The organism is Streptomyces sp. DSM 41931 (genome assembly GCF_050271085.1).
GTDB lineage: Bacteria > Actinomycetota > Actinomycetes > Streptomycetales > Streptomycetaceae > Streptomyces > Streptomyces albogriseolus.
This window is the reverse complement of record NZ_CP189902.1, coordinates 2,677,804-2,691,651: the sequence shown is the minus strand read 5'-3', so window position 1 is coordinate 2,691,651 and position 13,848 is coordinate 2,677,804. Positions and strand designations below refer to the sequence as shown.

The 13,848-nt window shown below is 74.2% G+C and carries 8 protein-coding genes; all 8 read right to left on the bottom strand.

The annotated features are described in order from the left end of the window. Window positions 1–2 precede the first annotated feature (2 nt). Window positions 3–1,562 carry a hypothetical protein gene (locus ACP7TJ_RS12430; RefSeq protein ID WP_189912707.1) on the bottom strand — a complete coding sequence of 520 codons (1,560 nt, stop codon included), beginning with the start codon at window positions 1,560–1,562 and terminating at the stop codon, window positions 3–5. A 96-nt stretch (window positions 1,563–1,658) separates the two neighbouring features. Next, window positions 1,659–2,924: a hypothetical protein gene (locus ACP7TJ_RS12425; protein WP_387793322.1), complete on the bottom strand. Its 1,266-nt coding sequence runs from the start codon at window positions 2,922–2,924 to the stop codon at window positions 1,659–1,661. Then, on the bottom strand, window positions 2,921–5,137 hold the full coding sequence (locus tag ACP7TJ_RS12420; RefSeq protein WP_167741953.1) for a bifunctional glycosyltransferase/CDP-glycerol:glycerophosphate glycerophosphotransferase: 2,217 nt from the start codon (window positions 5,135–5,137) through the stop codon (window positions 2,921–2,923). The genes ACP7TJ_RS12425 and ACP7TJ_RS12420 overlap by 4 nt, the downstream gene beginning before the upstream one ends. 1 nt (window position 5,138) lies before the next feature. Beyond that, on the bottom strand, window positions 5,139–7,340 hold the full coding sequence (locus ACP7TJ_RS12415) for a bifunctional glycosyltransferase/CDP-glycerol:glycerophosphate glycerophosphotransferase (protein WP_427763160.1): 2,202 nt from the start codon (window positions 7,338–7,340) through the stop codon (window positions 5,139–5,141). Window positions 7,341–7,512: 172 nt separating this feature from the next. Next, window positions 7,513–9,753: a bifunctional glycosyltransferase/CDP-glycerol:glycerophosphate glycerophosphotransferase gene (locus tag ACP7TJ_RS12410; protein ID WP_427763158.1), complete on the bottom strand. Its 2,241-nt coding sequence runs from the start codon at window positions 9,751–9,753 to the stop codon at window positions 7,513–7,515. A 147-nt stretch (window positions 9,754–9,900) separates the two neighbouring features. Further along, window positions 9,901–10,815, bottom strand: coding sequence for a carbohydrate ABC transporter permease (locus ACP7TJ_RS12405; RefSeq protein WP_387580296.1), 915 nt, complete (start codon window positions 10,813–10,815; stop codon window positions 9,901–9,903). Further along, window positions 10,812–12,161: a carbohydrate ABC transporter permease gene (locus ACP7TJ_RS12400; RefSeq protein WP_387749509.1), complete on the bottom strand. Its 1,350-nt coding sequence runs from the start codon at window positions 12,159–12,161 to the stop codon at window positions 10,812–10,814. The genes ACP7TJ_RS12405 and ACP7TJ_RS12400 overlap by 4 nt, the downstream gene beginning before the upstream one ends. Window positions 12,162–12,167: 6 nt before the next feature. Continuing rightward, window positions 12,168–13,595: an ABC transporter substrate-binding protein gene (locus ACP7TJ_RS12395; RefSeq protein ID WP_427763155.1), complete on the bottom strand. Its 1,428-nt coding sequence runs from the start codon at window positions 13,593–13,595 to the stop codon at window positions 12,168–12,170. Window positions 13,596–13,848: the final 253 nt, after the last annotated feature.

Here is a 13,848-nt window from a genome sequence, read left to right as displayed (position 1 = left end):
CCCTAGCCCGAGACCCGCGCCAGCACCTCGCCGGTGCGCCGGCTCCAGGCCACCACCACGGCCTCCTCGGGCACCCGCTGGTACGGCGTGAGGAGCAGCCAGCGCACCGAGTAGCGGCGGACCACCGTGTCCCGCAGGGCGCGGGTCGAGGCGGGATCCAGGTACGCGCGCACATCGGCCAGCCGCCGCAGCCGCTCCCGCTCGTCCAGCGAGGCGTCCGGCCAGGCGGGTGCGGCCAGGTTCGGCCCGTACCCGGCGATGGCGTGGACGGCGTAGTAGCCGTCGGTGATCACCACCTCCCCCGGGGCGATGTGCCGCGCGGCCCAGTCGTACGCCGGCCAGTCCGGGGGCTGCCGGAAGCCGACCGGGTCCGCCGCCGGGGGCACCAGCGCCCCGGCGTGCACGGTCAGGAAACCGGCCGCGGCCCCCGCCGCCGCGGCCCCGCCCAGCAGCCGCCGCCACACCGGCCACGGGCGGGGCGCCGCCAGCTCCACCGCCAGGGCGAGCTGCAGCGGCACCAGCGTCAGGCCCAGGGCCCGCCCGTAGGTGTAGTGGCCGCTCACCCAGCCGTACGCCACGACCGCGCAGTCCAGGGCGAACATCAGCACCAGCGGGTCCCGCCATGAGCGCCGGGCCCGCAGCCACAAGGCCGGCAGCCCCAGCAGCGCCAGCCCGAACTGCCCGGGCAGATCCAGGTACAGCCGCCGGTGCATCGCGTCCACGCTGCCGTCCCCGGCCAGTGCGAACACGTCGAAGTACGGCCAGCAGGCCGCCGTCAGCAGCGCCACCGCGCCGGTCAGCGCCCAGCGCCCGGCCAGCGCCGCCGACCAGCGCCGCTGCCACCCGGCCACCAGCGCCAGCGCCCCCAGCGCGGCCGCGACCGCGGTGATCGGGTGCACCAGCAGGATCAGCCCGTACAGCAGGCCGAGGCCCGCGTACCCGGCCGGCGGGCGCAGACCGCCCGGCCCCAGATACCGCACGCCCCCGGTGTCCCGGGCCCGCGCGCCGGTCAGCGCCCACGCCCAGAAGGCGAGCCCGATCGCGAACGCCGACGGGTAGGGCAAGTTGCCCGTCATCGACATCAGGTTCAGATAGCCGCTCCACCAGGCGCGCTCCACCCCCCAGAGCAGGGCCGTCGCGGCGAGCGCCAGCACCGGCGCCCAGGGGCGCGGGGTGAGCACCCGCACGAAGCGGCCCAGGCCGGTGAGCAGCACCAGCAGGTTCAGCGGCCCGGTCAGCCGCAGCACCTCCCAGCCGCCCAGCCCGGTCAGCCGGGCGAACGCGCCCTGCGCCACGGCGTACGGCGAGTAGTAGGGGCTGCCCGCGCCGGGCAGGTCCGCCATCGGGTGCCGGGGGTGCAGCAGATCGGCCTTGAGGCGCTCCACGACCGCCGCGTGCTGGCCGGCGTCGCAGCACAGCGGCACCCGCCAGAACGCCAGGGTCATCACCAGGAAGAACAGGAAGCCGGCGCACTGGTACGGCGTCGGGCGCCAGGACCCGCCGCCGCGCAGCGCCGTGGCGCCGTCCACCGTGCGGCGCCGGAGGAGGACGCCGGCGCTCATCGGATGCGAAGAGAAAGGGGCATTCGGGGCATTTGCCCAATGTTCCCGTCCATGGACTGCTTCTGGCCGACCGTCACCTCTTCGGGTGACGCCCGGTCAGCCCACCGGCTCCACCGGCGCCCCCTGGGCGGGCACCACCGCCCGCCGCAGCACCGGCTCCAGCAGCAGCGGCACCCCCAGCACGGGCAGCAGCCAGGCCAGCGTGATCAGCCGGTCGCCCCAGATGTTGATGTCCGGGTGCCCCGCCTGGTTGAGGATTCCCGTGCAGGCCGCCGCGGTCAGGAAGACCCCGAACGCCGGCCGCCGCCGCGCCCCGAGCGCGCCCGCCACCAGCGCCGCCGCGAAGAACGGCTCCCACAGCTGCCGCCGTGCCCACTCCATCCAGAAGTTCCCCTGGAGCTGGAGGAACTCCGCCCACGGCCGCTCCCGGTCCGGCCGGGCGAAGTGGCCGGTGAGCAGGTCCTGCACGCTCTCCGACACCGACGGGTAGTCCAGCAGCCGGGACACCAGCACCGTGCCCAGCACCCCCGCGCACCCCACCGCGGCGAGCGCCGCGGGACCGCGCCCCGCCGGCATCCCCCGCCACCGCCGCCGTACCGCGACCGCCACGCCCGCCGCCGCCAGGCACGCCCCGAGGAACAGCGCCTGGGAGTGCTTCACGGTGAACAGCGCGAGCAGCGCGCCCCCGACGAGGGCCAGGCCCGCCCGGGGTCTCGTCCCGCCCAGCACCAGGGCGCAGCCCCACAGCGCGGCCAGGGTGAGCGCCAGCATCAGGCCCTCGGTCATCGGGCGCATCGCCGTCGTCCCGCTCGGCAGGACGAGGTACAGCGTCATCCCGGTGAGCGCGAGCGGCACCGGCGCGGCCAGCGTGCGCAGCACCAGGTACGCGAGCACCCCGCCCGCGCAGGTGATCACCACGCCCGCCGCCCACACGCCCCACGTCACCCCGAGCAGCGCGACGAACGGCGCCAGGACCAGCGGGTAGCCGGGCCGCACCTCGAAGATCCGCATGAACCGCTCCGGCATGAACGGCACCGTGTGCCCGGCGGTGTCCCCGGCCGCGAGGCGCGCCTCCACCTGCCGCCACTCCTGCTCCCGGCACTCCTCAAGGACCCGGGGCGCGGGGTCCGGGGCGTGGAAGCGCACCACGTCCACGTTCTGCGCGCGGTGCGCCATCGCCGCCTTCCCCGCGCAGTAGTGGTCGATGGTGGCGGCCGCCGCCTCCCGCTTGTCCGCGCCGGTCAGACTCAGCGCGTACGACACGTAGTTCTTGCTGTCGGGGGTGTCGCGGCCCTCCACGGTGGCCAGCTGCATCAGCGCGAACAGGGCGGCCAGCAGCAGCACCCAGGTGCGCGGCCTCACGACGGGGTCAGCAGGTCGCGGCCGGCCGTCTGCGCGGGCACCAGGCCGGGGTCGCCCGCGGGCTCCGGCAGCGGCTCGCCCAGCATCACGGCGCGCACCACCCGCTCGGCGGCCCGGCCGTCGTCGTACTCGCAGAACCGCTCCCGGAACGCCGCCCGCAGCCGCGCCGACTCCTCGTCCGCCCAGGTCCCCGACGCGAACAGCCACGCCAGCTCCGGGTAGGAGCGGGTCACATGACCCGGCGGTCCGGCCGTGACGTCCAGATACGCGCCCCGGCTCGCGCGGAAGGCGTCCCAGTCGTCGGCGTGCACCACGATCGGCCGGTCCAGCAGGGCGTAGTCGAACATCACGGACGAGTAGTCGGTGACCAGGACGTCGGCCGCGAGCAGCACGTCCTGCACCTCCGGCTCGTCGGTGGCGTCCACCAGCACGCCCCGCCGGTGCAGCTCCGACAGGCCGAGGCCGCGGGCCGGTCCCTCGGCGAGCGTGGGGTGCAGCCGGACCACCAGGGTGCGCCCCTCGCCCAGGTCGGCGGCGAAGCGGGCCAGGTCGATCCGCTCCACCAGACCGTCCCTGCGGTAGTCCCGGCGGGTCGGCGCGTACAGCACCACCGTGTCGCCCTCCGGGATCCCGAGCCGCTCCCGTGTCGCGCGGGCGCGCTCCTCGCCGCCGCGCACCAGCACGTCGTTGCGCGGGGAGCCGGACCGCAGCGAGGTGAAGTGACACGGGAAGGCCCGCTCCCACACCAGCTCGGAGTGGCGGTTGGCGACCAGGCTGTGGTCCCAGCGGTCGGCCCGGCGCAGCATCTGCGGCACGTCGAAGTGCAGCCGCGCGCCGGGCTTCTCCAGCAGGTCGGCGCCCGCGTACTTCAGCGGGGTGCCGTGGTGGGTGTGGACGTGCACGCTGCCCGGCCGTTTCACCAGCGTGCCCGCCCAGTTGACGTTGTTGACGAAGTACGTGGCCCGCTCGGTGACCCGGCGGTACTCCGGTGTGCCGGGGAGCACGTACGGGGTGTCCGGGGGCAGGGCCGCGGCCCGCTCCTCGTCGGCGACCACCCACACGCCCCGGATGTGCGGGGCGAGTTCGCGGGCCGCGCGGTAGACGGCCGCCGGATCGCCGAGCATCCCGCGGTGCGAGAACGCCGAGTACACGGCGAGGTCCGGGTCCAGCGGCCGGCGCAGCAGCGACCGGGCGCGCACCGCCCGCGCGGCCGTCGCCGCACGCGCCTGCCGGGCCCGCCGCTGCAGCTCCCGGCCGGTCCGCGTGGCCCTGCGGCGCAGCACGTACCCGGCGTAGCCGCCCTCCAGGACCCGCAGTTCGGCGGGGACCCGCACGCCCGGCGGGCGGTGCGCGTGGAACATCTCGGCGGTGCGGCGGAAGAACTCGGCCCGGTCCGACGGCGGCAGCCGGTCCGGCTTGGACAGGATGTCGAGACAGTGCTCGCCCATCTTGGCGTGCAGGAACGGCCGCCAGTGCGCCAGCGCCGGACGGGCGTCGACGAACCGGAACACCCGCGCGTACTGCTCGTGCACGTCGAAGTGCTTGCGGCTGGTGGTGGACAGGATGTTCCCCTGGCGGCGCTGCCGGTAGTACAGGCAGATCCGGTCCAGGGTGGCGATGCGCTCCGCGCTGAGCAGCACCGGGAAGGTCCAGGGCGTGTCCTCGTAGTAGCCGGGCGGGAAGGTGAAGCCCTCCCGCTCGACGAAGTCGCGGCGGTAGACCTTGTTCCACACCACCATCAGCAGGTCGAGGATCTCCGGCCGCTCGGCGGCCGTGAAGGTGCTCCCGGCGGCCTCGGCCAGCACATGGGCGAGGACGTTGCGGCGGGTGCCGCCCCACCAGTAGGTGCGGGCGTAGTCGAAGACCAGCACGTCCGGGTCGCCGGTCTCGTCGAGGCGGTCCGCGAGGGCCCGCAGCGCGCCCGGGGTGAGGGTGTCGTCGCTGTCCAGGAAGAGCAGATGATCGCCGGTCGCGTGCGGCATCCCGGCGTTGCGGGCCCGGCCGAGGCCCACGTTCTCCTCCAGGTGCAGCACCCGCACCCGCGCGTCGCGGGCCGCGTAGTCGTCGAGGATCGCCCCGCAGCCGTCGGGGGAGCGGTCGTCGACGGCGATCACTTCGAGGTCGCGGTACGACTGCCCGAGCACCGAGTCGAGACAGGCGTGCAGATAGCCCTGCACGTGGTGGACGGGGACGATGACGCTGAAGCGGGGCACGTCAGCTCCTCACCAGGGTGGCGGCCGCGGGGGCGGGGACGCGCTCCGCGAGCGGGATCACGGGCGGCAGCGCCTCGGGCGGCTCGCCGAGCAGCACCCGGCGCACCACGCGCTCGGCGGCCCGGCCGTCGTCGAACGGGCAGAACCGCTCCCGGAACGCCGCCCGCAGCGCCGCCGCCTCCTGGTCCGCGTACGAGCCGTCGCGGAACACCCGGGCCAGCTCCTGAGGCGTGCGGGCGACCCGGCCGGGCGGGGCGGCCATCAGGTCGAAGCAGACGCCCCGCGTCTCCCGGTACACCTCCCAGTCGTCGGCGTACACCACGATCGGACGGTCCAGGTTGGCGTAGTCGAACATGATCGACGAGTAGTCCGTGACCAGGGCGTCCGCGGCCAGGCACACGTCCTCCGAGGACCGGTGCGCCGTGACGTCGATGACCCGGCCGCCGCGCCCGCGCCGGCCCCGGTCGTAGAAGTAGTGCGCGCGCAGCAGCACCACCACGTCCTCGCCGGCCGCCTCGCAGAACGCCTCCAGGTCGAGCCCCGGCTCGAACCCGGTGTGGTGGTCGCGGTGGGTCGGCGCGTACAGCACGGCCCGCGCGCCCTCCGGCACGCCCAGCTCGGCGCGGACCCGGGCCACGTCGTCGGCGCCGGCCGTCACATACACGTCGTTGCGCGGGTAGCCGTACTCCAGATGCTCGTACGAGCCGGGGAAGGCGCGCTCCCAGACGCGGGTGGAGTGCGGGTTGGAGGAGAGGTTGTAGTCCCAGCGGTCCACCCGCCCGAGCAGCTTGGTGAAGCTGCCCGTGGCGGCGGCGACCACCGGGTACACCGACTGGTCCACGCCCATGGTCTTCAGCGGGGTGCCGTGCTGGGTCTGGAGATGCACGCTGCCGGGGCGTTTGACCACGCCCTCCGCGAAGTTGGCGTTGTTGACCAGATACGTGGCGCGGGCCAGCAGCTCCCAGGCGCGGTGACTGCCGAGGACCGCGTACTCCACGCCGTCGGGCACGGTGTGCGCCTGGTCGGCCTCCACCAGGAACACGCCCCGGACGTGCGGGGCGAGTTCGCGGGCCTTGGCGTGGATCGCGGCCGGGTTGCAGGCGTAGCCCCGGCCCCAGTACGCGCAGTACACCGCGAGGTCCGGGTCGAGCGGGCGGCGCAGCTGGAGGCCGTAGTGCAGCCGGGTGCGCAGGCCGCGCGGACGGGGCAGCGCGGCCGCCGCCCGCCCGGCCGCGCGCCGGGTGTCGCGCAGGGCGGCGAACGCCTCGTACGACCCGGCCGCGAGCAGCCGGTGCTGCACGCCCAGGCTGCCGCCCGGCGGCCGGAACCCGGCGGGCCGGTGCCGGCGGTACAGGACGCTCGCCCGCCGGAAGAACTCCCGGCGCCCGGACGGCAGCCGCCGGGGATGCGCGGCGGTCTTCAGCACGGCCGCGAACAGCTGCTCGAACAACGGCCCCGACCGCTCGGCCGGCAGCCCGAGCCCCGCGGCCTCGTCCAGCACCCGCTCCGCCTGGTCCAGCAGGTCGTGGTGGTGCGCCCCGGGCAGCCGCAGCCGGTCGCCCTGGCGGCGCGCGCGGTGCCGCACCAGCACCCGGCGCGACACCGCCACCCGCTCCGCCCGCAGCAGCGCCCGCCCGCACCAGCCGACATCGGTGAACCACCCGGGCGGGAAGGCCAGTTCGTGCTCGGCGACGAAGGCGCGGCGCCAGGCCGCGCTCCACGCGGGCAGCCCCACCCCGGTGAGGCGCGGGGCGCGGGCGGGGGCGAAGGCGCCGGCCGGGGCGTGCTTCAGCAGCGGCGCCACGGGGCGCGTGACCTCGCCCTCCCACCAGGGGACGCGCTCGTGCTCGCAGGGCAGCACGTCCACCGGGCCGGTCTCCGCCAGCCGTGCGTCCAGCGCCGCCAGCGCGCCCGGCGCCAGCACGTCGTCCCCGTCGAGGAACAGCAGATACGTCCCGGTCGCCGCCCGCACGCCCGCGTTGCGCGCACCCGCCAGCCCCTCGGACGGCGGCGCGTGCACGGGCGCCACCCGGGAGTCCCGCTCGGCGTGCCCGGCGGCGACACCGGCCGCCGGGGACCCGGCCGCGTCGCAGACCGGGATCAGCTCGAAGTCTCCGAACGACTGGGCGAGGACCGAGTCCAGCGCCTGGCCCAGCCGGCCTGCGACCCCATGGGACGGGACGATGATGCTGAAGCGGGGCATTCTGCTCTTTCCGTTGACGAGGGCGTGACGGCGGCCGCTCAGCGGGCGGGCCGCCGCCCGGGCCGCCCCGTCGGACGCCGCGCGGGCGGCCGGGCCGGGGCGGGCCGTGACGAGCCGGGGGACACGCGTACTCCCAAGGGGGGCAACGACGGGCGGACGGGGTGGGTGACGGTCAGAAGACCGCCGGCTGCGGCGGCAGCGCCACCACGGGGGTCTCCGGCGCGCTCGCGGCCGCCGGCACCGGGCGGCGCCGCTCCGGCGGCACGGACAGCGGCTCGGCGAACTCCCCGAGCAGCACCGTGCGCACCACCCGCTCGGCGGCGCGGCCGTCGTCGTGCGGACAGAAGCGGTCCCGGAACGCCGCCCGCAGCCGGGCCGCGCGCGGCCCGCACCAGCGGCTCCCGGCGAAGATCTCGATCAGCTCGTCCTCGCTGTCCGCGACCGCGCCCGGCGGGAAGGTCCACGGGTCGACGTACAGCCCGCGGGCCGCCGCGTACGCCTCCCGGTCCTCCGCGTGCAGCACGATCGGCCGGTCCAGGCCCGCGTAGTCGCACATCAGCGGGGAGAAGTCGGTGACCAGGGCGTCCGAGGCGAGGCACAGCGTCATCACGTCCGGGTGGGCGCTCACGTCCACCACCCGGTCGGAGGCGGCCTCCGGCGGCTCGCCGTCGGGGCGCGCGGCGCGGGACAGGATCACGAACCGGGGGCCGAGCCGGCGCACCACGCGCTCCAGGTCGAGCGTGCGCACCGGGGTGCGGCGGTAGTCGCGGGGCGCGGGCGCGTACAGGATCGCCACCGCGCCCGCGGGGACGCCCAGGGAGTCCCGCAGCACGGCCACGTCGGCCGGGGTCGCCGTGTGGAACCGGTCGGTGCGCGGCCTGCCGTACTCCAGGGTCCGGTAGCGGCCGGGCAGCACCCGCTCGTAGGTCAGCGTGGAGTGACGGTCGCCGGTGACGACGTGGTCCCACTGGTCGACGCCCTCCAGCAGCCGGGCGAAGTCCGTGTGCCGGGCCGCCGCCGGACGGTCCTGGAGGTCGAGCCCCGCGTACGCCAGCGGGGTGCCGGGCGGGGTGTGCACCAAAATCTGCCCCTTGCGCTTGACCAGACCGGGCACGCGCGTGCGGTCGGTCACCAGGTACGCGCTGCGGGCCAGCGCGGTGAGATGGGCGGCGGTGCCGGGCGCCAGCCGGCGGGTGGCGGTGGGCAGGGTGTGGTGCAGCTCGGGGCGGGCCGCCCAGGCGGTGCGGACGTGCGGGGCGTGGTCGCGCACCGCCGACTCCAGGGCGGCAGGGTCGCCGCCGTAGCCGCCGTCGTCCTCGACGGTGAACAGGGCGCGGCCGGTGTCCAGCGGGAGCAGCCGCTGCACGCGGTAGTGGGTGCGCAGCAGGACGCGGCGCAGACCGCGCAGCGCACGGCGGCGCAGCCGGCCCGCGCGGCGGCCCAGGGCCGCGGCCAGGCGCAGGGTGCGGTAGGTGCGGTGCAGCCCGAACCGGACCAGCGCGTGCCGCACCCGGGCGCGGGCGGGGAGGGACGCGCCGGGCGTGCGGTGGCGCCGGTACTGGTCGCGGGCCCGGCGCAGGAAGGCGGCGCGGGAGCCGCGCGGCAGCCGGTCCGGGCGGGTGTACACGGTCAGCAGATGGTCGACCATGCGGCGGAACAGCACCGGCCGCCAGCGCTCCAGGCCGGGGTGCGCGTCGAGGTGGGCGAAGACCCGGTCGTACTGGCCGAAGACCTCGAAGTGGCGCTCGCTGGTGGTGTGCAGGATGCCCCCGGCGCGCCGCTGCCGGTAGTGCACGCACACCCGGTCGAGGGTGGCGATCGTCCCCGCCGTCATCAGCACCGGGTACGTCCACGGGGTGTCCTCGTAGTAGCCCGGCGGAAAGGCGAACCCGGCGCGTTCGACGAACTCCCGCCGGTAGGCCTTGTTCCAGGCCACCGCGAGCAGGCTGAGCAGCCCGGGCCGGTCGGCGAGGGTGAACGGCGCCGGGCCGTGCTCCGCGAGCTGGGCGGCGACCTGGTTGCGCACGGTCTCGCCGGTCCAGTAGGCGCGGGCGTAGTCGTAGACCAGGACGTCCGGGTCGCCGGTCTCCTTCAGCCGGTCGGCGACGGCGAGCAGCGCGTCCGGGGTGAGGGTGTCGTCGCCGTCCAGGAACACCAGGTAGTCGCCGGTCGCGCGGGCCATGCCCGCGTTGCGGGCGGGTCCCAGGCCGACGTTGGCCGGCAGGTGCACCGGCCGCACCCGCGGATCGCGGGCCGCGAACTCGTCGATCACCGCTCCGCAGGCGTCGGGCGAGCAGTCGTCCACGGCGATCAGTTCGAGATCCGGGTACGACTGGGTCAGCACCGACTCCAGGCACTCGCGCAGATACGCCTGAACCTGGTACACGGGGACAATGACACTGAACCTGGGCAAGGGGCATCCAACGGTCGGTGCGGGCGTTCTGCCCGGCAACGCCCGTTGGCCCGCCTTGGTTACGCACCCTGCGGCATCCGGGGGAATCACATCGCACGAAGGGGCGGACCTCGGCCGGTCCGCCCCTCAACCGCGCCCTTGATGTGCCTACTTGACGGCGCCCGCCATCACGCCGGAGACGAACTGCCGCTGGAACGCGAAGAACACCACCAGCGGCACCACCATCGAGATGAACGCGCCCGGCGCCAGCACGTCGATGTTGTTCCCGAACTGCCGCACCTGCGTCTGGAGGGCGACCGTGATCGGCTGGCTCCCCGAGTCGGTGAAGATCAGCGCGACCAGCATGTCGTTCCACACCCACAGGAACTGGAAGATGCCGAGCGCCGCGACCGCCGGACCGGCCAGCGGCATCACGACCCGTACGAACAGCCGCAGTTCGCCCGCGCCGTCCAGCCGGGCCGCCTCCAGCAGCTCCTTGGGGATCTCCGCGAAGAAGTTCCGCAGCAGGAACACCGCGAACGGCAGGCCGAAGCCGACGTGGAACAGCACCACACCGGTCAGGGAGCCGAAGACGCCCAGCTTGCCGAAGAGTTCGGCGATCGGGATCAGCGCCACCTGCACCGGCACCACCAGCAGTCCCACCACGGCGAGGAACCACCAGTCGCGGCCCGGGAAGTCCATCCACGCGAAGGCGTACCCGGCGAGCGCGCCGATCACCACCACCAGCACGGTCGCCGGCACGGTGATGTACACCGTGTTCAGCAGCGAGCCGGTGATGTCGTCGTTCTCCAGCAGGGTCCGGTACGCGCCGAAGGTGAGCTCGGACGGCTCGGTGAACACCGTCCACCAGCCGTCCACCGCCATGTCCTCCGGCGTGCGCAGACTGGCCAGCAGCAGCCCGATCGTCGGCACCAGCCAGAACAGGCCGACGACGATCAGGAAGACGCGGACCGCCCCGCCGCTCACCCACTGGGCGAGCCGGGACCCCAGCGGCCGTTCCGCCCGCACGGGCCCGGTGGGCCGCACGCCCGCCTTGGTGACGCTTCCGGCGTCCGCGCTCATCGCCGCACCTCCCGCCTCAGCCGCCGTACGTTGAACCACATCACCGGGATCACCAGCAGCAGCAGGAACACCGCGATGGCGCTGGCGACGCCCGGCTGGTCCTCGGAGAAGCCCTTGCGGTACAGCTCCAGCGCGAGGACGTTCGCGTCGTCCTGGGACGAGCCCGGCGCGATGATGAACACCAGGTCGAACACCTTCAGGACGTTGATCATCAGGGTGACGGTGACCACCGCGAGGACCGGAGCCAGCAGCGGCACCGTGACCCGCCGGAACACCTGCCACTCGTTCGCGCCGTCCACCCGGGCGGCCTCCAGCAGCTCCCGCGGCATGCCCGCGAGCCCGGCCGCGATCAGCACCATCGCGAACCCCGCCCACATCCAGATGTACGAGCCGATCACGGCCGGGGTGACCAGCGACGGGCCGAGCCAGTCGAGCCCGTTGTACGGCTCCTTGAAGTTGCTCGCCGGGAGCCGCAGCTGCGCCCCGTCGGCCTTCGACGAGAAGGAGAACGTGCCGTCGGCGGCGGCCGTGGCCGTCTCCACCACCGTGCCGTCCTTCACCGCTTCGATCCGCATCCCGGCGTAACCCAGCTCGGAGGAGTCCACCTGGTTGAGCGCGCCGACGCCCTTGCCGCGGGTGAAGTCCTGCCAGGTGCTGCCGGTGATCCGGTCGTCCTGCGGCTCGGGCGCCGCGGCCGGTTCCGCGTCGTCCGGCATCACGTCCGGGGCGACGCCCACCAGCGGCAGCGTCACCGTGTCCCCGGCGCTCACGGTGCCCTTGGTGACGAACGCGCCCCCGCCGGCCGGCTCCAGCGGCGACTCGCGGCCCGGGTGCGCCTTCGGGAACGCCGAGGACTGGGCGAAGGTGTCGTGCACGCCCACCCAGACGGCGTTCGCCACGCCCTTGTCCGGGTCCTGGTCGTAGACGAGGCGGAAGATGATGCCCGCCGCCAGCATGGAGATGGCCATCGGCATGAAGACGACCAGCTTGAACGCCGTGCCCCAGCGCACCCGTTCGGTGAGCACCGCGAAGATCAGACCGAGCGCGGTCGCGACCGTCGGGGCGAACACCACCCAGATGATGTTGTTCTTCAGCGCCGTGCGGATGCCGTCGTCGGTGAACAGCGCCCGGTAGTTGTCGAACCCGGCGAAGGAGTCGCCGGACTGGTCGTAGAAGCTGCGGATGACCGAGTACCCGATCGGGTAGACCACGAGCGCCCCGAGCAGCGCCAGGGCGGGCAGCAGGAACAGCGCCGCCACGGTCCTGCGGGTGCCGGTGACGCTCTTGCGCGACCTGGGAGCGGCGGGGGCCGTCTTCGCGGCCCCCGCCGCCGTGTCCGCCGCCATCGCCGGTCAGTTCCCGTACGCCGCGGCCGCGTCGGCCTCCAGCTTCGCCTGGGTGCCGGCGATGTCCGCCGGGTTCTTCAGGAAGTCCTGCAGCGCCTTCCACTCGCCCTTGCCGGGCGTGCCGCCGAAGGCCTGCGGGGCCTGGTCGGACATGTCGAAGCGGAAGTCGTCGCCGGCGTCGATGAGCGCCTTGGCCATCTTCTGCTGGACCTCGTTCGGGTACGCCGAGCTCGGCACGTTCTTGTTCGGCGAGAGATAGCCGCCGAGCTTCGCCTGGATGCTCGCCGCGTCCGGGGAGGCGAGGAACGTCACCAGCGCCTGCGCCGCCTCGGAGTCCTCCAGGATCACCGCCGCGTCGCCGCCGGACACCACGGGCGGGGTGTCGCCGACCGCGGGGAACGGGAACACCTTCGCGTCGGTGCCCACCTTCGCCTTGGTCTCGCCGATGTTCACCTGCACGAAGTCGCCCTCGTAGACCATGCCGGCCTTGGGCTGGTCGCCGCCGGTGAAGGTCTGCGTCACGGACGCCGGGAACTCCGTCTGGAGGGCGCCCTGCGCGCCGCCCGCGACGTAGTCCTTCTTGCCCCAGACCTGGGCGAGGGTGGTCAGCGCCTCCTTGACGGAGGGGTCGGTCCACTTGATCTCGTGCTTCGCGAGCTGGTCGTACTTCTCCGGGCCCGCCTGCGAGAGGTAGATGTTCTCGAACCAGTCGGTGAGGGTCCAGCCGTCGGCCCCGCCGACCGAGAACGGGGTGACGCCGGAGTCGTAGACCATCTGCGCGGTGTTCAGCAGCTCGTCCCAGGTCTTCGGCTCGGACGCGCCGGCGTTCTCGAAGACCTGGGCGTTGTACCAGATCAGCGACTTGTTGGCGGCCTTGTAGTAGACGCCGTACTGCTTGCCGTCGACCTTGCCGATGTCCTGCCAGCCCTGCGAGTAGTTCTTCGCCAGCTCCTTGGTGGCCTCCGGGCCGAGCGGCTTGGCCCAGTTCTTCTCCACGGCCTGCTTGATCGCGCCGGGCTGCGGCAGCATCGCCACGTCCGGCGGGGCGCCGCCCGCGATCTTCGAGCCGAGGAAGTTGATGATCGGGTCCTGGGCGGGGACGAAGGTCACCTTGGCGCCGGTGCGCTTCTCGAACTCCGCGAGGACCTGCTTGAAGTTCTTCTGCTCCGCACCGGTCCACACGGCCGCGACCTCCAGGGTCTGGCCGTCCAGCTTCGGGAGGGTGACGGTGGTTCCGGTGTCGCCTGACGCCTTGCCCTTGTCGTCTCCGCCACCACCGCCGTCGCCGCCGTCGTCGCCTCCGCAGGCGGTGAGGGAGACCGCCAGCACACCGGCGGCCAGGGCCGCGGCGGCCCTGACGGACCGTCGGGTGGGGGGAGTCGGCCCGTGCTCGGGCGACCTGCGTATCCGGATGATCCTGCTCGTCCTGCGCATCACTGCCCCGTTCTCGTACTCCGTCGTACTTGGCCGAACGTTCGAGCGCTGTCCCGTGCGGTCTGGTCTACGCCCGGGGCGTGGGGGTGGCAAGAGCGCGTCCCGTGTCAACTCGCGGATCGTGACCACGTCGTGATTGAGCGTCACGTGTGCCGCATCCTGCGGGTGGTCGGTGGCTGGTCGCGCAGTTCCCCGCGCCCCTGGGGTGCTTCCGCTGCGGCCGGCTGACGACATGCCGCCGCCCCAGCTGCGG

Coding starts and splice junctions, on each gene's coding strand:
- ACP7TJ_RS12430 (WP_189912707.1), bottom strand. CDS start 1,562: ATGAGCGCCGGCGTCCTCCTCCGGCGCCGCACGGTGGACGGCGCCACG.
- ACP7TJ_RS12415 (WP_427763160.1), bottom strand. CDS start 7,340: ATGCCCCGCTTCAGCATCATCGTCCCGTCCCATGGGGTCGCAGGCCGG.
- ACP7TJ_RS12405 (WP_387580296.1), bottom strand. CDS start 10,815: ATGAGCGCGGACGCCGGAAGCGTCACCAAGGCGGGCGTGCGGCCCACC.
- ACP7TJ_RS12400 (WP_387749509.1), bottom strand. CDS start 12,161: ATGGCGGCGGACACGGCGGCGGGGGCCGCGAAGACGGCCCCCGCCGCT.
- ACP7TJ_RS12395 (WP_427763155.1), bottom strand. CDS start 13,595: ATGCGCAGGACGAGCAGGATCATCCGGATACGCAGGTCGCCCGAGCAC.